The 17,256-nt window shown below is 65.0% G+C and carries 15 protein-coding genes and 1 pseudogene; 6 read left to right on the forward strand and 10 right to left on the reverse strand.

Features of this window, described 5'->3' with window-relative positions; translation table 11 throughout:
• The first annotated feature begins 17 nt into the window (after nucleotides 1-17).
• Together QCE48_RS19475 and QCE48_RS19480 are read left to right on the forward strand one after the other, a co-directional pair.
• Complete coding sequence (locus tag QCE48_RS19475) at nucleotides 18-1,019, forward strand: 4-hydroxythreonine-4-phosphate dehydrogenase PdxA (RefSeq protein ID WP_309784143.1); 1,002 nt, start codon at nucleotides 18-20, stop codon at nucleotides 1,017-1,019.
• Nucleotides 1,019-1,981, forward strand: a complete 963-nt coding sequence (locus tag QCE48_RS19480) for an amidohydrolase family protein (protein WP_309784145.1) — start codon at nucleotides 1,019-1,021, stop codon at nucleotides 1,979-1,981. Before QCE48_RS19475 ends, QCE48_RS19480 begins: the two co-directional genes overlap by 1 nt.
• Before the next feature lie 21 nt (nucleotides 1,982-2,002).
• Here the strand turns inward: QCE48_RS19480 and QCE48_RS19485 are convergent, their stop codons facing one another.
• Nucleotides 2,003-2,221 carry a hypothetical protein gene (locus QCE48_RS19485; protein WP_309784146.1) on the reverse strand — a complete coding sequence of 73 codons (219 nt, stop codon included), beginning with the start codon at nucleotides 2,219-2,221 and terminating at the stop codon, nucleotides 2,003-2,005.
• A gap of 166 nt (nucleotides 2,222-2,387) precedes the next feature.
• On the opposite strand from QCE48_RS19485, the gene QCE48_RS19490 reads away from it, so the two are divergent.
• Nucleotides 2,388-3,110 (forward strand): DUF899 family protein, encoded by a 723-nt coding sequence (locus QCE48_RS19490; protein WP_309784147.1) that lies wholly within the window; start codon nucleotides 2,388-2,390, stop codon nucleotides 3,108-3,110.
• A 12-nt stretch (nucleotides 3,111-3,122) separates the two neighbouring features.
• Here QCE48_RS19490 and QCE48_RS19495 read toward each other — a convergent pair whose 3' ends face one another.
• Entirely contained in the window at nucleotides 3,123-4,553 is a 1,431-nt protein-coding gene (locus QCE48_RS19495; RefSeq protein ID WP_404982425.1) for an MDR family MFS transporter, read from the reverse strand.
• On the opposite strand from QCE48_RS19495, the gene QCE48_RS19500 reads away from it, so the two are divergent.
• Nucleotides 4,543-4,668, forward strand: a complete 126-nt coding sequence (locus QCE48_RS19500) for a hypothetical protein (protein WP_309785093.1) — start codon at nucleotides 4,543-4,545, stop codon at nucleotides 4,666-4,668. The two genes, QCE48_RS19495 and QCE48_RS19500, sit on opposite strands and share 11 nt — an antisense overlap.
• 213 nt (nucleotides 4,669-4,881) lie before the next feature.
• Here QCE48_RS19500 and QCE48_RS19505 read toward each other — a convergent pair.
• The 4 genes and pseudogenes from QCE48_RS19505 to kdgD form a co-directional block, all read right to left on the reverse strand.
• Nucleotides 4,882-5,781 (reverse strand): annotated as a pseudogene (locus tag QCE48_RS19505) (2-hydroxy-3-oxopropionate reductase); the annotation flags it as partial.
• Between the two features lie 57 nt (nucleotides 5,782-5,838).
• On the reverse strand, nucleotides 5,839-6,582 hold the full coding sequence (locus QCE48_RS19510) for a FadR/GntR family transcriptional regulator (RefSeq protein WP_309784148.1): 744 nt from the start codon (nucleotides 6,580-6,582) through the stop codon (nucleotides 5,839-5,841).
• 174 nt (nucleotides 6,583-6,756) lie between these two features.
• Nucleotides 6,757-8,118 carry an MFS transporter gene (locus QCE48_RS19515; protein WP_309784149.1) on the reverse strand — a complete coding sequence of 454 codons (1,362 nt, stop codon included), beginning with the start codon at nucleotides 8,116-8,118 and terminating at the stop codon, nucleotides 6,757-6,759.
• 72 nt (nucleotides 8,119-8,190) lie between these two features.
• Complete coding sequence (gene kdgD, locus QCE48_RS19520) at nucleotides 8,191-9,108, reverse strand: 5-dehydro-4-deoxyglucarate dehydratase (protein ID WP_309784150.1); 918 nt, start codon at nucleotides 9,106-9,108, stop codon at nucleotides 8,191-8,193.
• 230 nt (nucleotides 9,109-9,338) lie between these two features.
• On the opposite strand from kdgD, the gene garD reads away from it, so the two are divergent.
• Nucleotides 9,339-10,925 (forward strand): galactarate dehydratase, encoded by a 1,587-nt coding sequence (gene garD, locus QCE48_RS19525; RefSeq protein ID WP_309784151.1) that lies wholly within the window; start codon nucleotides 9,339-9,341, stop codon nucleotides 10,923-10,925.
• 166 nt (nucleotides 10,926-11,091) lie between these two features.
• Here the strand turns inward: garD and QCE48_RS19530 are convergent, their stop codons facing one another.
• From QCE48_RS19530 to QCE48_RS19540, 3 genes are all read right to left on the reverse strand, one after another.
• A complete protein-coding gene (locus tag QCE48_RS19530) occupies nucleotides 11,092-11,880 on the reverse strand; it encodes an aldolase/citrate lyase family protein (RefSeq protein ID WP_309784152.1) in 789 nt (262 codons plus the stop codon).
• Nucleotides 11,881-12,002: 122 nt separating this feature from the next.
• Nucleotides 12,003-12,815, reverse strand: a complete 813-nt coding sequence (locus tag QCE48_RS19535) for an NAD(P)-dependent oxidoreductase (protein WP_309784153.1) — start codon at nucleotides 12,813-12,815, stop codon at nucleotides 12,003-12,005.
• A 70-nt stretch (nucleotides 12,816-12,885) separates the two neighbouring features.
• Entirely contained in the window at nucleotides 12,886-14,196 is a 1,311-nt protein-coding gene (locus tag QCE48_RS19540; protein WP_309784154.1) for an MFS transporter, read from the reverse strand.
• 470 nt (nucleotides 14,197-14,666) lie between these two features.
• Between QCE48_RS19540 and QCE48_RS19545 the strand changes: the two genes are divergently transcribed.
• Complete coding sequence (locus tag QCE48_RS19545; RefSeq protein ID WP_309784155.1) at nucleotides 14,667-16,679, forward strand: glycoside hydrolase family 28 protein; 2,013 nt, start codon at nucleotides 14,667-14,669, stop codon at nucleotides 16,677-16,679.
• 43 nt (nucleotides 16,680-16,722) lie between these two features.
• Here the strand turns inward: QCE48_RS19545 and QCE48_RS19550 are convergent, their stop codons facing one another.
• On the reverse strand, nucleotides 16,723-17,016 hold the full coding sequence (locus QCE48_RS19550; RefSeq protein ID WP_309784156.1) for a hypothetical protein: 294 nt from the start codon (nucleotides 17,014-17,016) through the stop codon (nucleotides 16,723-16,725).
• Nucleotides 17,017-17,256 lie beyond the last annotated feature (240 nt).

Here is a 17,256-nt window from a genome sequence, read left to right on the forward strand (position 1 = left end):
AATACAAGGTGAACACGATGAAACCTCGCATTGCTGTCCTGCTCGGCGATCCGGCCGGAATCGGCCCCGAACTGATCGCGCGTCTCGTCGCGAAGCCTGCGAATCGCGCGCGCGCCGATCTGCTCGTCATCGGCGACCGGCGCGAGCTGGAAAAGGGCATGGAGATCGCTGGACAACGCTTCGACTACACCCTCGTCGACGATGCGAAGTCGGCCGCCACGAATACCGATGTGCCGTCGTTCATCGACTTCCGCCTGCCGGACGACGCGCCTTACGAGCGCGGCGTATCGACGGAACGCGGCGGCCGCTACAGCCTCGAAGCGTTCAAGCAAGGGCTGGCGCTTACGCAGGCGAACGAGACGCAGGCGATGCTCTTCGCGCCCGTCAACAAGACGTCTCTGCACATGGCGGGCATGGAAACCGGCGACGAGATGGAATGGTTCGCGCGCCAGCTTCGCTACGACGGCGCCTTCTGCGAGTTCAACGTGCTCGACGAACTGTGGACCTCGCGCGTGACCTCGCATATCGCGCTGAAGGACGTCAGTGCAAGACTGACGCCCGAGCGCATCATCGGCGCGGTGCGGCTGATTCATGACGGCCTGAAGCGCGCGGGCAACGCAAAGCCGCGCATCGCCGTGTGCGGTTTCAATCCGCATAACGGCGACAACGGCGCGTTCGGCCGCGAGGAAATCGACGTGATCGCGCCGGCGGTGGAAGAGGCGAAGAAGCTCGGTTACGACGCGCAAGGCCCATTTCCCGCCGATACCATTTTCGTGCGCGCCCGCGATCAGAAGGCGTTCGACGGCGTTGTCACGATGTACCACGATCAAGGTCAGATCGCGATGAAGCTGATGGGCTTCTGGCGCGGCGTGACCGTGCACGGCGGACTGCCCGTGCCGATCGCGACACCCGCGCACGGCACCGCGTTCGACATCCACGGCGCGGGCCGCGCGGACGTCGGCGCGACGCAGAAGGCCTTCGACATCGCGACGCAGATGGCGCTCGACCGGATACGCTGATGCACACGCACGAACCCGACATCGGCGCGCTCCGCGAACGCTTCCTCGCGACGGGCGACGACGCGCACTTGCCCATCGTCGATGCGCATCATCACTTCTGGGACTTGCAGCGCAACTACCATCCGTGGCTGTGCGACCGTCCGCGCATTCCATTTCGCTACGGCGACTACGAGCCGATCTGCCGCGACTTCCTGCCCGTCGACTACTTCGCGCAAACCGAAGGTCATCGCGTCGTGAAGACGGTGATGATGGAAGGCGAGTGGGACCCGCGCGATCCGCTCGGCGAAGCGCGCTGGGCGTCGGCCCTGAACGCACGTTGCGGCTTGCCGAACGCGATCGTCGGACAGGTGTGGCTCGATCGCTTCGACATCGAACCTGTGTTGGGCGAGTTCGCGTCGATGCCGCTCGTGCGCACGGTGCGCCACAAGCCGAAGGCGGTCCCGCTCGGTGAGCACACGCCGACGTTCGCCGCCGCTGGTTCGATGCGCTGTGAACGCTGGCGTCGTGGCTATGCGTTGCTGGCGAAAAGCGGCCTGATGTTCGAGTTGCAGGCGCCCTGGTGGCATTTCGGCGAAGCGGCGGAACTGGCGCGCGATTTCCCCGATGTCCCGATCATCGTGAACCACACGGGATTGCCCGCCGATCGCAGCGAAGCAGGGCTGCGCGGCTGGCGCGCGGCGCTCGAAACGCTCGCGGCGTGCCCGAACGTGTGGCTGAAAGTGTCGGGGCTGGGCGAGCCGGACGTGCGATGGAGCGTCGAGCGCAACGGGCTGGTCGTGCGCGATGCGTTGCGCATCTTCGGCTGGCAGCGCGCGATGTTCGCGAGCAACTTTCCGGTGGATAGCGTGGTGGTGTCGCTCGGCGATCTGTGGAGCGGCTTCAAGTCGATGGTCGCGGATCTCGCGCCGAAAGAGCGACTCGCGCTCTTTCACGACAACGCCGTGGCGCTGTACCGGATTTGATGCGTCGCGTTCGGTGGCCCGCTAGTCCCAGTAGTTGCGAAACGCGGCGGCCACGATCACCGGCACGGTCATCACGAGCGGGATCGCGAAATAGGGCACTTCCATGTCGACGATCCACTTATAGATCAGCCAGCCGATTCCGGCACCCAGCGTCACGAGGCCGATCAGCGCGGTCAGCACGTTGATCGTGACGGTGGACGGGCGGCGTCGCGTCCGTTCGTCGGTGGAGGGCGGTTTCATCGGGAGTCGCGGCTTGACGGCGAGCGCCGTCCGGTGAGTGGTCGATCAGCAAATTCTACTCTGCGGTGCGCTTTGTCAGCAGAAAGCCCGTGTCGATTCGCGGGCGTATCGTTCGTCGTGGTGATGGGGGCGCTTCTGCCGCCCTTCACGCTCCAGGAGATGAACGATGTCTTCCACAGACGGATCCCCGCAAGTTCTCAGGCCCGCCGAGGAACTCGGCCAGTCCAGGCGCCGGTTTCCCGGCGAAAGCCCGCAATACCGCGCCGCGCGCAACGCGCTGCTCGTGCAGGAAATCGAATTGCGCCGCCATATCGAGCGCGTGGCCGCGCAGCGCCGCGCATTGCCGCCCGGCGGCGCGGTGCCGCAGGATTATCGGTTCGAAGGCGTCGACGGGCCGGTGACGCTTTCGCAGATGTTTGGCGCGCACGACACGCTCGTCACCTACAACTGGATGTTCGGGCCGCAGCGCCAGCGCTCGTGCCCGATGTGCACGTCCTTTCTGAGCGCGCTCGACGGCGAGATGCCCGACATCCTGCAGCGCGTCGCGTTCGCGGTGATCGCGCGTTCGCCGGTGCAACGGCTCGTTGGGTTCGCGAAGGAGCGCGGCTGGCGGCACTTGCGGATCTATTCGTCGGACGGCAACAGCTTCAATCGCGATTGCGCCGACGAGGATCCCGAAGAAGGCGACAACGCCGGCTTCAACGTCTTCGTGAAGTCGAACGGGACGGTGCGCCATTTCTGGGGCGACGAGATGGGGCCCGAATCCGCCGATCCGGGCCAGGACCCGCGCGGCGCGCCCGACGCGATGCCGCTCTGGACCGTGCTCGACATGACGCCGGCCGGCCGCGGCACGGACTGGTATCCGAAGCTGGACTACGGCGCGCGCTAGCCGCGACGCTCGTCAGTCTTCGACCGGCGCCAGCGGTTCGAGCGCCGGGCTCTTCGCGTGACTCAGCGCGACATGCGGCACGAACGACGCGAACAGCACGATGAACACGCCGATCGCGAGCATCGCCCAGAAGGTCAGATGCAGCGACGCATGCAGCACGAGCCGCACGACCGGCTCGCTGACTTCCGCGAGGTGCCGCGCGTCGAGCAGCTGGCGCAGCTGTTCGGACGTGATCGCACGGCTGAGCGTCGAGTGGCTGAGGCCGTAGTTGAGCGCGGCGCCGAACGCGGTGGCGCCGAGCGTGCTGCCGAGATTGCGTGAGAAGAGATTGGATGCGGTCGCGCTGCCGCGCTGGTCGACGGTGACGATTTCCTGAATCAGCACGAGCGAACTCACGCTGAACAGGCCCATCCCGAAGCCCGCGACGAGCGAGCCGACGCCCGCAAGAACCGGCGACGACTGCGGCGTGAGCAGCACGAAGAACAGCACGCCCGCCGGCACGAAGACACTGCCGGCGACGAGAATCGGCCGCAGCCCGAAGCGATGAAACGAGCGCGCGGCAAGCGTCGCGCCCGACGGCCAGCCGACCATCATCATCGTGAGCGCGAGGCCGGCGATCACCGGGGCGCGGCCGAGCACGCCCTGCACGTACATCGGCAGGAACGTGGTGGCGCCCATCAGGATCATGCCGGAGAGCACCGTCGCCGCATTCGATGCCGCGATCGGCCGCCGGCTCCAGAGCGCGAACGAGATCATCGGCTCGGCGGCGCGGCGCTCCTGCAACACGAAGAGCACGCCGAACACCACGCACGCGATGGCGGTGAGCGTCGCGGCGCGGTCTTCCGACGTTCCCGCGTAGGTCAGCGACATCATGAACGCGCCGATCGCGGCGGTGAACAGCACGGCGCCGAGCACGTCGATGGAAGGACGCGCGCTGCGCGGTGCCTCGCGCAGATACGCGATGAAGCCCGCCGCCGAAGCGAGGCCGATCGGCACGTTCAGCCAGAAGATCCACGCCCACGACCAGTCGCGGATGATGAGGCCGCCCACCATCGGCCCGAGCACGGCGGAGATCGCCCAGACGCTCGCGAGATAGCCCTGCACCTTGCCGCGCTCGCGGGCCGGATACAGGTCGGCGACGACCGTCAGCGTGACCGGCTGGATCGCGCCCGCGCCGATGCCCTGGATCAGCCGGAAGACGATCATCGCGGGCATCGACCACGCAAAGCCGGCGAGCACCGAGCCGATCAGGAAGATGGCGATGCCGGCGAGGATCACCGGCTTGCGGCCGTACAGGTCGGCGAGCTTGCCGAAGATTACGGTCATCGCGGTCTGCGCGAGCAGGAACGACGAGAAGACCCAGCTGTACAGATGCAGATCGCCGATCTGCGAGACGATTTGCGGCATCGCGGTGGAGACGATCGTCGCCTCGATGGCGACCATCGCCATCGACGCCATCACGGCGGCGATCACGAACGCGCGTTTTGAAGCAGGATTCGATGCAGGGGCGGGGCTGGTCATTGTTTTCGTGCGCCGCGACGGCGCCGGCTGGCAGTGACCTTACGCGATCCCAAACGCGCGGGCGCGGGATCGAGGGTTCGGCCGGGAGAAATCAGGGCTGGAATGTTACACCGGGGCGATAAAGTCGGCTTGCTCGTCCATTGCCGACGCGGCGGGAATGGTGCGGCCGCGAGCGCGGCCGCACCCGGCGCGCGGCGGGGACGAGCTTCACCGCCCGTTCGACCCGCGCCGCCGTCATGCTTTCAGAAACCTACTTCGACGACTGTCCGATCTCGTGGTTCGCCAGGACCTCGAGCGCGCGCACCATCGCCGAATGGTCCCACGCGGCGCCGCCGTGCGCCGTGCACGCGTTGAAGAGCGCCTGACAGGTCGCGGTGTTCGGCAGCGAGACGCCGAGCGCCTGCGCCGTCGAAAGCGCGAGGTTCAGATCCTTCTGATGCAGTTCGATGCGAAAGCCCGGGTTGAAGGTGCGCTTCGTCATGCGTTCGCCGTGCACTTCGAGAATGCGCGACGACGCGAAACCGCCCATCAGCGCCGTGCGCACCTTTTCGGCGTCGACGCCCGCCTTCGACGCGAGCAACAGCGCCTCGCCGACCGCCTCGATGGTCGCCGCGACGATCACCTGATTCGCCACCTTGCACACCTGACCCGCGCCGACTTCGCCGATCAGCGAGATGTTCTTGCCCATCATGTCGAAGAGCGGCTTGACGGTGTCGAAGGTCGCCTGCGAGCCGCCGACCATGATCGTGAGCGAACCCGCCTTCGCGCCGACTTCGCCGCCGGAGACGGGCGCATCGAGATATTCGGCGCCGCGCTCGCGCACGCGCGCGGCGAAGTCGCGGGTCGCCATCGGCGAGATGGAACTCATGTCGACGACGATCTGCCCCGCCTTCAGCTTCTCCGCGACGCCGTTCTCGCCGAAGAGCACGCGCTCGACGTCCGGCGTGTCCGGCACCATGATGAAGATCACATCCGCCTGGCTCGCGACTTCCGCGGGGCTGGCCGCGGCTTTCACGCCCGCTTGCGTCAGTTCGTCGGGCACGCCGCTGCGCGTGAACGCCGCGAGTTCGACGCCGTTCTTGCGAAGGTTGGCCGCCATGGGCTTGCCCATGATCCCGAGTCCGATGAATCCTGCCTTTTGCATGTGGTTCTCCTGATGAGGGGGTGGGGCGCCGTCGAAGCACGCGTCATGGGCGACGCATTGCGATCAGGCCTTCGCTTCGGACGACTCGTTCGCTCGACGCAGCCGCTCCCGGCTGTTCGACAGATGCATGCGCATCGCCGCGCGGGCGCCGTCGGCGTCGTGGCGCGAGATCGCATCGAGGATGCTTTCGTGTTCCTGATTGACGAGCGCGACATACGCCTTCGGGTCCGAATGCGCGATGCCCGCCGAGTCGATGCGGTTGCGCGGAATCAGCGCGCTGCCCATCTGCGTCAGGATATCGACGAAATAGCGGTTGCCGGTCGCCTGCGCGACCGAAATGTGGAATTGCAGATCCGCCGAAACGCTGTCGCCGCCCATGCGGCTCGTCGTTTCGATCGCGGCGAGGGCGGCGCGCATGCGCGCGAGGTCGTCGGCTTGCGCGCGTTGCGCGGCGAGCCCGGCGCTCTCGGTTTCGAGGCTGATGCGCAGTTCGAGCACCGAAAGCACGTCGCGCAGCGTAGTGGCCGGCACCATGTCGATGCCGAGCTTCTCGCGGCGCGGCTCCAGCACGAAGCTGCCGATGCCGTGACGCGTTTCGATCACCTCGCTTGCCTGCAGCCGCGAGATGCCTTCGCGCACGACGGTGCGGCTCACGCCGAGCCCGACCATCAGTTCGGATTCGGTCGGCAGCTTGTCGCCGGGCTTGAGCGCTTCCGACGCGATCTGCTCCTTCACGAAAGCCACGACGGACTCCGCCAGGTTGCGGGCGCGGCGCGGTGCGGCAATGCTTGTGAATTGGGCGGCCATCAAAGCGCTCCTGAATCGGTCAATGCGTCGGTGAATGCAGCGAGAAGGGTCGATTCATTATAGCGTCGTCTGACGACTCATCGACGGCCGTTTCGCGCCGCCGCACGGCCGTTTCCACGGTGCGCGCGGCCTTCGGGGCGGCCGGGTCGTATGTCGTCGGACCCCGTCTGCCGCTCACTGCGCCACCGGCTGCCGAAGCTCGACGCGCTTGATGTCCTTCACGATCACGAGATAGCTGAACACGGTCAGGAGCGCGTTGACGCCGACGAACACCAGCGCGCCGTTGAACGAGCCGCCGCTTTGCGCGACCAGGTAGCCGATCACGATCGGCGTCACGATGCCGGCGATGTTGCCGAACATGTTGAAGATCGAGCCCGACAGGCCGATGGCTTCGCGCGGCGACGTATCCGCGACCACGGCCCAGCCGAGCGCGCCGATGCCCTTGCCGAAGAACGCGAGCGACATCAGCGCGACGACGACCCAGTCGGTGGACACATAATTGCAGCCGATGATGCACGACGAGAGCAGCATGCCGCCGACGATCGGCACCTTGCGCGCGATGGTGAGCGAATGGCCGCGCCGGATCAGCGAATCGGACAGCACGCCGCCGAGCACGCCGCCCGTGAAGCCGCAGATCGCCGGCAGCGAAGCGATGAGGCCCGCTTGCAGGATCGTCATGCCGCGCGCCTGCACGAGGTAGATCGGAAACCAGGTGAGGAAGAAGTAGGTCAGCACGTTGATGCAGTACTGCGCGAGATAGACGCCGACCAGCATGCGGTTGGACAGCAGCTGGCGCACGAGCGACCAGCTCGTCGCGCGCGGTGCATCGCCCGCGGCCGCTTTTTTCGGGGCGTTGATGACGCCGCCGCCCTGCTCGATGTGATCGAGTTCGGCACGGTTCACGCGCGGGTGATCGGCGGGATTCTTCATGACCTTGAGCCAGGTCAGCGCGAGCAGCAGCCCGGCGATGCCCATCACGACGTACACGTAGTGCCAGCCGAATTTGTGCGTGATCCACGCCATCAGCGGCGTGAAGACGACGGCCGCGAAATACTGCGCCGAATTGAAGATCGCCGATGCGGTGCCGCGCTCGGCGGTCGGAAACCAGCTCGCGACGACTTTCGCGTTGGCCGGGAACGCGGGCGATTCGGCGGCGCCCATCGCGAAGCGCAGCACGAACAGCGCGACGACCGCGGCCGCCGCGCTGCCGGCGAGGCCGACCGCGCTTTGCAGCAGCGTGAAGAGCGACCAGAAGAAGATGCTCGCGGCATAGACGCGTCGCGCGCCGAAGCGATCGAGGAGCCACCCTGCCGGCAGCTGCGAGAGCACGTAGGCCCAGCTGAAGGCGGAGAAGATGTAGCCCATCTTGATCGCGTCGAAACCGAACTCGCCGCGCATCGCGGAGCCCGTCACCGAAAGCGTCGCACGGTCGGCGTAATTGAACGTCGTGATGATGAACACCATCAGCAGGATCGTGTACCGGACGCTCGTGCGTTTCGCGACGCCAGCGGCGCTCGCAATGTGGGTCGTTTGCATGACGGGCTTGTCTCCTTCCATCGATCTTGAAAATGCCGTGTGCGGGCGGTCGTTTGACCACCCGCGCAGCCTTTACTGGGCGCCGAGCTTCTTGATGAGCACGTCGAGTTGCGCCAGTTCTTCGTCGTTGAGATCCGTGAGCGGTGCGCGCACCGGACCTGCGTCGTGGCCGACGAGCTTCGCGCCCGCCTTCACGATCGACACCGCATAGCCCGCGCGGCGATTGCGGATCGCGAGGTACGGCAGGAAGAATTCGTCGATCAGCTTGCCGACCGTCGCGTGATCGTCGGCGGCGATCGCGCGGTAGAAGTCCATCGCCGTCTTCGGGATGAAGTTGAACACCGCCGACGAATACACCGGCACGCCGAGCGCCTTGTAGGCCGCCGCGTAGACTTCGGCGGTCGGCAGGCCGCCGAGGTACGAGAAGCGGTCGCCGAGACGCCGGCGGATCGTCACCATTGCCTCGATCTCGCCGACGCCGTCCTTGAAGCCGATCAGGTTCGGGCAGCGGTCCGCGAGGCGTTCCAGCATGTCCGCGTTGAGCTTCGAATTCGCGCGGTTATAGATGATGACGCCCATCTTCGGCACGGCCTTGCAGACCTGCTCCGCGTGATCGGCGATGCCTTCCTGCGACGCTTCGGTCAGGTAATGCGGCATCAGCAGCACGCCGTTCGCGCCGAGGCGCTCGGCTTCCTTCGCGTATTCGATCGCGACGCGCGTCGGGCCGCCCGCGCCCGCGAGGATCGGCACCTTGCCCTTGCAGGTTTCCGTCGCGGTGCGGATGACGTTCGAATAATCGCTCTTGGTCAGCGAGAAGAACTCGCCCGTGCCGCCCGCCGCGAACAGCGCGCTCGCGCCGTAGGGCGCGAGCCATTCGAGGCGCTCGGCGTAGGTGTCGGGGCGGAAGTCGCCTTTGGCGTCGAAATCGGTGACGGGAAACGACAGCAGGCCTTCAGAGATGATTTGCTTGAGTTCTTGCGGTGTGGTCATGGTTGAATATCCGAGAGCGGCGTGTGGAAGTCAGAAGCCATCTGATACGTCATCGTACAACATGAATTTCGCCGATTCAACAACGAATCTGCGATGTGGGCGTGCCTTTAGGGTAAATACTCACCCTGGCGGCGCGCCTCTGGGTTGTAGGATGACGTATGATATAGCCGTGAAACTGACCGACACGCGCTGTCGAACGAATACACGCAAGGACCAAAAGGACCGGTGACATGGAACAGTCTCCTCTTTACATACGCGTTCATCCGCAGGACAACGTCGCGATCGTCGTGAACGACGGCGGGCTGCCCGAGGGCGCGACCTTCGCCGATGGCCTGACGCTGCGCGAACGCGTGCCGCAGGGACACAAGGTGGCGCTCGCCGACCTCGCCGAGGGCGACGAGGTGATTCGCTACAACGTCGTGATCGGCTATGCGCTCAAGCACCTGCCGAAGGGCAGCTGGATCAACGAACACGTGATCCGCATGCCGAGCCCGCCGGGACTCGAAGGCCTGCCGATCGCCACCGTCAAGCCGCCCGCGATGCCGCCGCTCGAAGGCTTCACCTTCGAGGGTTATCGCAATGCGGACGGCTCGGTCGGCACGCGCAACATCCTCGCGATCACGACGACCGTGCAGTGCGTCGCCGATGTCGTGCAGCACGCGGTCACGCGCATCAAGGCCGAGCTGCTGCCGCGCTTTCCGAATGTCGATGACGTCGTGAGCCTCGGTCATACGTATGGCTGCGGCGTCGCGATCGACGCGCCCGACGCGATGGTGCCGATCCGCACCGTGCGCAACATCAGTCTGAATCCGAATTTCGGCGGCGAGGTGATGATGGTGAGCCTCGGCTGCGAGAAGCTGCAGCCCGAACGCCTGATGCCGCCGGGCACGATTCCGATCGTGACGACGGCCGTCGACGACGTGGCCGACATCGGCGATAACGGCGCGGACGATAACGGCGACGTCGTGGTGCTGCAGGACGAAGAGCACGTCGGCTTCCAGTCGATGATCGATTCGATCATGAAGATGGCCGAGCGGCATCTGGAGCGCCTGAACAACCGGCGGCGCGAGACGTGTCCCGCGTCGGAGCTGGTGGTCGGCGTGCAGTGCGGCGGCAGCGATGCATTTTCCGGACTGACGGCGAATCCGGCGGTCGGCTTCGCGACCGATCTGCTGGTGCGCTCGGGCGCGACGGTGATGTTCTCGGAAGTGACCGAAGTGCGCGATGGCGTCGATCAGCTGACAAGCCGCGCGGCGAATCCGGAGGTCGCGCAGGCGATCATCCGCGAGATGGCGTGGTACGACGATTACCTGAAGCGCGGCAGCGCGGACCGCAGCGCCAACACGACGCCGGGCAACAAGAAGGGCGGGTTGTCGAATATCGTCGAAAAGGCGATGGGGTCGATCATCAAGTCGGGCAATTCGCCGATTTCGGGCGTGCTCTCGCCGGGCGAGAAGGTGAAGCAAAAGGGGTTGATCTATGCGGCCACGCCCGCAAGCGACTTCATCTGCGGGACGCTGCAACTGGCGGCCGGCATCAACCTGCACGTGTTCACGACGGGGCGCGGCACGCCTTACAGCCTGGCCGAAGTGCCGGTGATCAAGGTGGCGACGCGTTCGGACCTCGCGCGCCGCTGGCACGATCTGATGGATGTGAACGCAGGGACGATCGCGACCGGCGAGGCGTCGATCGAAGATGTGGGCTGGGAGTTGTTCCGGTTGATGCTGGAGATTGCGAGCGGGCGGAAGCAGACTTGCGCGGAGGCGCTCAAGTTGCACAATGCGTTGGTGTTGTTTAACCCGGCGCCGGTGACTTGAGGGTTTGAAGGGCTTTCGTTTCGAAAGCCCTTTTTTTCATTCTCGCCGTTCGATTGCGTTTGGCTAGCTTGATTTTAGTCGTGACAAGCTCCCGTTCTGAAAAATCAATGAACGGGAGCCATGTCGGGTTCTGCTCTGGAAGGACAAAAGTCCCTGGCGCTCCAACTTAGTACCCGCCAGCCGCCCCACTGGGCAAGCCCGCCTTCATCTTCCCCACGACCTGCTGCGCCCCGGCCGCCATCAATCTCGCATCGGAACTGACGGTCACGAACTGAAACCCTTTCGCGATCCGCTCCAGCGCCTTCTCCGGCGTGCCGTTGTGAATTCCGGCGACGACCCCGTGCGCCTTCGCGCGCGCGAGAATATGCTCGATGGCCTCCGCAACCGGCGGATCGACATCGTCGAAAGTCGGTGTGCAGCCGAGCGCCAGCGACAGATCCGAAGGCCCGATATAGATCGCATCCAGGCCCGGCGTCGACACGATCTCTTCCAGATTGTCGAGCGCCTCGCGCGTTTCGATCATCGCGAACACGACCACCGTATCGTTGGCCGCCTTCGGATAATCCGCGCCGCCGTACAGCAGCGCGCGCACCGGCCCGAAGCTGCGCGTGCCCATCGGCGGATAATGCGTTGCGGCGACGAGCCGCTCGGCATCCGCGCGACTGTTCACCATCGGACAGATGACGGCATACGCGCCCGCGTCGAGCACCTTCATCAGGATGCCGGGCTCGTTCCACGGCACGCGGGCCATCGGTACGGTCTGGGTCGTCGAAATCGCGGTGAACATCTCGACCGCCTTCTGATAATCGACTACGCCGTGCTGCAGATCGACCGTCAGCGAATCCCATCCCTGATGCGACATCGTCTCCGCGGAAAACGCGCTCGGAATGGCAAGCCATCCGTTGACGACGGCACCGCCCGCCTTCCAGATCGAACGAATCCGGTTCTCACGCATGCTCGTGCTCCTCCTGGTTGCAGGCCGCGCGCGGCCCGTCAGTCGTTCATGTCGAATATGTCGCTTGCTCGCCCTTCGATAAACCTTCGATTCTCAATGGTAAAACGCACCCGCCGCGCCCGTCAGCGCTTGCCGCCGCGCGCTTCCTGCGGCGTGAAGTCGATGCCGGCAAAACTGCCGCCCTGATACCGCTGACCGATCGCATCGAGCGGATTCGGCTTCTTCAGGACTTCGTCCGCGTAGTCTTCGGAGTTGTGCTGCGAGCGGTAGCCGAGACGCTCGGCGCCATCGTTGTTCCAGTAGCTGCGCGTATTCGCCGACACGCCCCACACGACGATATAGCCGATCTCCGGCGCATCGACGGTCCGCTCGACGATCTGCAGCAAATCCTCCTGCGCGAGCCACGTGCTCAGGTGCCGGAATTCCGTCGGCTTTTCGATGCAACTGCCGATCCGCACGCACACGCTCTCGATGCCGTGCTTGTCCCAGTACATGCGCGCGATGCCTTCGCCCCACATCTTGCTGAGACCGTAGAAGCCGTCGGGACGGAACTCGCAGTCGAGATCGAGCTTGTCTTCGACCGGATACATGCCGATCGCATGATTCGAGCTCGCGAACAGAATGCGGCGCACGTTGTTGCGGCGCGCGCCTTCATACACTTCGACGAGCCCGCGCAGATTGTTGTCGATAATCTCGGGCAGCGGGCGCTCGACGCTCGTGCCGGCCATATGGATCAGCACGTCGACGCCGCTCAGCAGTTGATCGACGACTGCCGGGTCGCGCAGGTCGCCGTGCATGATGTCCTCGCCCTCGACGATCGGCACGAGCGCCTTTGAACCGCCCGCCGAGCGCAGGTCGTAGCCGCGCCCGATGAGCGCCTTTCGCAGCACGGTGCCGAGTTGTCCGCTTGCCCCGCTCAATGCAATCTTGGTCACGATAAGGTTCCTTCTTGAAGTTGGACTCGGCCGCGCGCCGGTGCTGTGGCGCGCTCGGCCATCGACAGGGTCAGCGTCCGGTGCTCGCGGCCGGCGTGGCGATCGTCGGGGCGCGCAGCGTGCCCGAATAGTCGCCCGGCCTGAGCAGGAACCATGCGACGGTAGCACCGATGATGTCGAAAAGCACGAGGCAGACGAAGAGCGGGTTGTAGCCGATGGTGGTCGCGAGCGCGCCGACGATCAGCGAGAAGATCATCCCGCCGAGCCAGCCCATCATGCCGGAGAGCCCGGTCGCCGTGCCGACTTCGTGCTGGCCGAAGACGTCCGACGCGAGCGTGTAGAGCGCGCCCGAAATCGTCTGATGACCGAAGGCGCCGAGGCAGAAGAGTCCGATCGCGACATAGGGGCTGGTCGCAAGGCCGATGCACGCCGGGCCGAACATGAACAGCGTGCCGACGATCATCACCAGCTTGCGCGACGTCAGCAATTGCGTGTTGAACTTGCGCAGCAGGAAGGGCGCGAGATAGCCGCCGAAGACGCAGCCGAGGTCGGCCGCGAGGAAGGGCAGCCAGCCGAACAGCGCGATCTCTTTCAGGTTCATGTGCCGCACGGAGACGAGATAGAGCGGAATCCAGAAATTGAAGGTCTGCCATGCCGGTTCGGCGAGAAAGCGCGGAATGCCGATGCCCCAGAAGCGGCGCGTGGAGATCAGTTGCTTCCATGAAGGACGCTTGGTCGATGAGAGCTTGCCTTCTTCCTGGCCGCTCAGGATGTATTCGCGCTCGTCTTCCGAGAGATTCGGATGGTCGGCGGGCGAGCGGTAGAAGAAGAGCCACAGCGCCACCCAGATGAACGCGACACCGCCCGTTACGACGAACGCCGTCTGCCAGTTGAACTGGAGGATGCAGAACACGACGAGCGGCGGCGCGAGCATCGCGCCGATCGACGTGCCGGTGTTGAGCCAGCCGGTCGCGACCGAGCGCTCCTTCGCCGGGAACCATTGCGTGATGGTCTTCATGCCCGCCGGAAAGATCGCCGCCTCGCTCATGCCGAGGAGGCCGCGGAAGAACGCGAGCGAGCCCCAGCCGGTCGCGAGCCCGTGCATCATGTTCGACGCCGCCCAGGCGGTCGCGAAGATCGCGAAGCCGATCTTGAGCCCGACCACGTCGAGGATATAGCCCGCCACCGGCTGCATCACCGTGTACGCGCCCTGGAACGCGGCGACCACGTAGGAGTACTGCTGCGTGGTCATGTGCAGCTTGTCGGTGAGGGTCGGCGCCGCGACTGAGAGAGAGCTGCGCGCGAGGTAGTTGAAGATGGTCCCGAGCATGATCAGCCCGACGATCCACCACCTCAGTCCCTTGATCTTGTCTGCCAGCATGGCGTGTCTCCTTCCAGTTGCGTAGATGGTGCTGCGGCGGGGTTGCCGCCGTATCTCGTAAATATGTGACGTCGTACAACTATAAAGCGCGTGACATCCTGAAGATGTACGACAACTTTCGATGAATCGCGATGTGCTGTCAATGGAAAACGATTAACTAACGGGTAAACACGGACGACCACTTTCCCTTTCAAATCCTTACACGTAGGGTTTGTGCGGGCATTGGTCGCACGGAAAGTCGCTTGACGTCTGCCTGACAACTTGGCTATTGTCAGCGACATCGCAATCAATGCCGCTCGATGAACGCGTGCGTAGTTGTATGACATCGTTTCTATTGCGATGAAGTACGGCGCGGAATGCTTCGTCCTGAACGAGCTAAGGCAAACGTTTTACATCGCCCGCGACTAGCACCTAAATACGAATCACGACCCCACCGTGAACAATCGGCCCAGCCGGATAAGGAGACGAGAATGAAGCAATCGAAGCACAGGACGCTGGCGCATACACCCGTCGCGTTGCATTCGCCTGCGCGACGCACTTTTGTGAAGTTCGCGGGCGCATCGGCGGGTGCGTCGCTTTTCGGTACGCTCGGCGTGCTCGGCGGCTGCGGCGGCCACGACGATTCCGGTTCGCCCGCGACGCCGCCCGTCGTCGAAGATCCGATCTGGGGCTCGACCGGCGCAGCGACGCAGATCATCAATTCGCTGCAGGGCGTGGCGCAGTCGATGTTCCCGAGCCGCCAGTTCCTCGTCACGGATTACGGCGCGAAGCCGTGCGCCGTCGTCGCGGCGACGAATCCGTACACCGATCCGTCGAAGTCGCCGCTCAGCACGGGCGCCGACCAGACGCACGCGCCCGGTTCCTTCGATTCGCGACCCGCGTTTCTCGCGGCCATCGCGGCGTGCAACACGGCGGGCGGCGGAAGCGTCGTGGTTCCGGCGGGCACGTGGTATTGCGCGGGGCCGATCGTGCTGCTCTCGAACGTCAACTTCCACCTGAGCGCGAACTGCACGATCTACTTCAGCCCGAATCCCGCCGATTACGCGAAGGACGGCCCGATCGACTGCGGCGCGAACGGCAAGCTCTACTACAGCCGCTGGCAGGCGAACGATTGCCTGAACTACGCCCCGCCGGTCTACGCGCGCAACCAGACGAACATCGCGATCACGGGCGAGGGCGACACCTCCGTCCTGAACGGCCAGGCGATGACACCGTTCGCCGGCACCGGCAACACGAGCACCTGCTGGTGGACCTGGAAGGGCAACAGCGGCGCCTACGGTTTCGCCGGCTCGTCGACGCCGTCGCAGGCCTATCTCAACCCGAACAACGTCGATCTGAAAACCGCCGCGCCGGGTATCTCCGATACGCTCTACACCCAGCTCACCGATCCCGCCACGCCCTGGCAGCAGGACCAGAACTACCTGCCGGCGCTGTCGGAGGCGGGCGTCGCCATCGAAAAGCGCGTTTTCGGCATCGGCCATTACCTGCGGCCGTGCATGGTCGAATTCATCGGCTGCACGAACGTGCTGATGGAAAGCTATCGCACCAACAACACGCCGTTCTGGCAGCACCATCCGACCGATTGCAAGAACGTCGTGATCCGCACCGTGACCGTGGACAGCATCGGCCCGAACAACGATGGCTTCGATCCCGACGCCTGCGACATGGTCCTGTGCGACAGCGTCGTGTTCAACACCGGCGACGACTGCATTGCGATCAAGTCGGGCAAGAACCTCGACAACGAATACGGCCCGGCGCAGAACCACGTCATCCAGAACTGCACGATGAACAGCGGCCACGGGGGCATCACGCTCGGCAGCGAAATGGGCGGCGGCGTGCAGAAGATCTACGCGCGCAATCTCGCGATGCTCAACCAGTTCTGGGCGACCAACTCGCTCAACATCGCCATCCGCATCAAGACCAACATGAACCGCGGCGGCTTCGTGAGGGATTTCTACGTCGACAACGTGACGCTGCCCAACGGCGTGAGCCTGACGCCTTCGGGCTACGGCAGCAGCCTGCTCGCGGGCAGTCCGATCAACGCGAGCGTGCCGCTCGGCGTGGCGACGGCCGCAGCGGCGAATCCGTCGGCGGCGCAGGGCGGGATCGTCACGTTCGACTGCGACTACCAGCCGTCGAAGGACGCGATCCGCACGCGTCCGGCGCTCGTGCAAAACGTCAACATTTCGAACGTGAAGGCGAGCAACGTGACGCTGAACGGGCTGACGGGCTCGTGCTTTCAGGCGATCGTGGCGCAGGGTCCGGTCGCGTTCGACTACAACGGCCCGGCACCCACGCCGACGATTCCGGCGATCACGGGCGTCACCATCACGAATTGCGACTTCGGCACGCCGGTTGCCGCCGGTCCGGCCACCTCGACGACGCCCGGACCGATCTACGCGTACAACGTGCACGACATTGCGCTGAAGAACACGTTGATCGCCGGTCAGACGATGAACACGACCGTGAGCGACGCGCGCTAGCGCGCGTCGCGAACCGGCCGGGCCGCGGGATGCATACGGTCCATTACCACCGCGGCGGCGCGTGCGTCGACGGCAGTCCGCCCTTGTCCTGCCCCGGCGCGGTGTCGGCGGGCGCGGGCGTCGCGTTGACGCCGCCTGCGGCGCCTTGCGTCTCGGTGACGCCGCCGTAGGACATGTCGGTCGTCGATTGCGCCGACTGGTTGGCGTTGTGCTGCATCATCGCGCGCGCGCTCGGCGAGGCGCTGCGCGTTTCCTGACCGCCCGCGATTTCCGGCAATAGTAGTAAGACGAGGCCGGCCGCGGCGGCGGCGGCGGTCAAAACGAAAGTGGATTTCATTTTGATGCTCCTTGCATGAGGCTCGGGGCGAGCGTCCCTAACTCGCGCGACATGGGTTCAGTTCGAAGATGCGCGCCGCGAGGATTCGCGCGCGTTCCGGGGAAGCGGTTCTTGCGTTCTGAACGAAACGCTTAACGACTGGCTGCCGTCTGCGATTCATACGGCGGAGGATGCATCGTGCGCGCCGGCTTTCTTGCTTCCTGCTTGTGTTATAGGGCGCCGCTTCCAGGGCGGCAGGCA

The organism is Caballeronia sp. LZ024 (genome assembly GCF_031451455.1).
Classification (GTDB): domain Bacteria; phylum Pseudomonadota; class Gammaproteobacteria; order Burkholderiales; family Burkholderiaceae; genus Caballeronia; species Caballeronia telluris.

What these genes read in the sequence shown, in the direction of transcription:
- QCE48_RS19485 (WP_309784146.1), bottom strand. Translation starts at nt 2,221, where the DNA reads ATGAAACCGCCCTCCACCGACGAACGGACGCGACGCCGCCCGTCCACC.
- QCE48_RS19495 (WP_404982425.1), bottom strand. Translation starts at nt 4,553, where the DNA reads ATGGTCGCCATCGAGGCGACGATCGTCTCCACCGCGATGCCGCAAATC.
- QCE48_RS19545 (WP_309784155.1), top strand. Translation starts at nt 14,667, where the DNA reads ATGAAGCAATCGAAGCACAGGACGCTGGCGCATACACCCGTCGCGTTG.
- QCE48_RS19515 (WP_309784149.1), bottom strand. Translation starts at nt 8,118, where the DNA reads ATGCAAACGACCCACATTGCGAGCGCCGCTGGCGTCGCGAAACGCACG.
- garD (WP_309784151.1), top strand. Translation starts at nt 9,339, where the DNA reads ATGGAACAGTCTCCTCTTTACATACGCGTTCATCCGCAGGACAACGTC.
- QCE48_RS19540 (WP_309784154.1), bottom strand. Translation starts at nt 14,196, where the DNA reads ATGCTGGCAGACAAGATCAAGGGACTGAGGTGGTGGATCGTCGGGCTG.
- QCE48_RS19510 (WP_309784148.1), bottom strand. Translation starts at nt 6,582, where the DNA reads ATGGCCGCCCAATTCACAAGCATTGCCGCACCGCGCCGCGCCCGCAAC.
- QCE48_RS19500 (WP_309785093.1), top strand. Translation starts at nt 4,543, where the DNA reads ATGGCGACCATCGCCATCGACGCCATCACGGCGGCGATCACGAACGCG.
- QCE48_RS19550 (WP_309784156.1), bottom strand. Translation starts at nt 17,016, where the DNA reads ATGAAATCCACTTTCGTTTTGACCGCCGCCGCCGCCGCGGCCGGCCTC.
- QCE48_RS19490 (WP_309784147.1), top strand. Translation starts at nt 2,388, where the DNA reads ATGTCTTCCACAGACGGATCCCCGCAAGTTCTCAGGCCCGCCGAGGAA.
- QCE48_RS19530 (WP_309784152.1), bottom strand. Translation starts at nt 11,880, where the DNA reads ATGCGTGAGAACCGGATTCGTTCGATCTGGAAGGCGGGCGGTGCCGTC.
- kdgD (WP_309784150.1), bottom strand. Translation starts at nt 9,108, where the DNA reads ATGACCACACCGCAAGAACTCAAGCAAATCATCTCTGAAGGCCTGCTG.
- QCE48_RS19475 (WP_309784143.1), top strand. Translation starts at nt 18, where the DNA reads ATGAAACCTCGCATTGCTGTCCTGCTCGGCGATCCGGCCGGAATCGGC.
- QCE48_RS19480 (WP_309784145.1), top strand. Translation starts at nt 1,019, where the DNA reads ATGCACACGCACGAACCCGACATCGGCGCGCTCCGCGAACGCTTCCTC.